The 864-nt window shown below is 54.3% G+C and carries 2 pseudogenes; both read left to right on the forward strand.

The window, feature by feature from the left end:
- Positions 1-84 precede the first annotated feature (84 nt).
- A pseudogene (locus HT737_RS29625) lies at positions 85-508 on the forward strand (phasin family protein).
- Between the two features lie 10 nt (positions 509-518).
- Positions 519-851 (forward strand): annotated as a pseudogene (locus HT737_RS29630) (phasin family protein); the annotation flags it as partial.
- Positions 852-864 lie beyond the last annotated feature (13 nt).

The raw sequence follows: 864 nt of genomic DNA on the forward strand, positions 1-864 counted from the left end.
GTTTCTAATTTTTCTCCCTACTTTGTGCCTGAGCCCGACACATCTGCGGGCAGTTCCTCAAACCTTCTGCGCGTGAGGTGCACCATGGCCAAAGTCATTCTGAAGAAAAAAAATCGACGCTTCGACTTCTGCTCTGAGCGACGTCAAATCCTATGCCCGCAAGATCTGGCTGGCAGGCCTGGGTGCCTACGCCAAGGTCGGCCAAGAGGGCAGCGACTACTTTCAAGAGTTGATCAAGGCTGGTCAAACTGTTGAAAAGAAAGGCAAAAAAGCCGTCACCGAAAAACTTGAAGCCGCCAACGCCGAGATCGATGAAGCCAAGGGTGAAGTCAGCTCGTTCAAAGGTCGTGTCGAAGTTCAGCTCGACAAGGTCGAGAAGGCGTTCGACTCCCGTGTGGCAAGCGCCTTGAATCGTATCGGCATTCCGTCTAAACATGACGTTGAGACACTCTCTGCTAAGCTCGATGAGCTGACGGCATTGCTCGAACGCGTCGCGCGTAAATCTTAAGGAGAACGGGATGGCTGGTAAAAAGAACACCGATAAAGAAGGCAGCTCGTGGATTGGGAAAGTCGAAGACTACTCCCGCAAAATCTGGCTGGCTGGTTTAGGCGTGTACTCGAAGATCGACACTGACGGCAGCAAGCTCTTCGAGTCACTGGTCAAAGACGGCGAGAAAGCCGAGAAGCTCACCAAGTCTGCAGTCGGCAAGAAAGTCGATGCCGCCAAGGACTCCGCTTCGTCGGCCAAGTCGCGCATCAGCGGCGTGAAAGATCGTGCACTGGGCAAGTGGGACGAGCTGGAAGGGGCTTTCGACAAGCGCCTGAACAGCGCGATTTCGCGCCTGGGTGTGACCTAGCCGCAAT

This window comes from Pseudomonas sp. MD195_PC81_125, from assembly GCF_014060985.1.
GTDB lineage: Bacteria > Pseudomonadota > Gammaproteobacteria > Pseudomonadales > Pseudomonadaceae > Aquipseudomonas > Aquipseudomonas parakoreensis.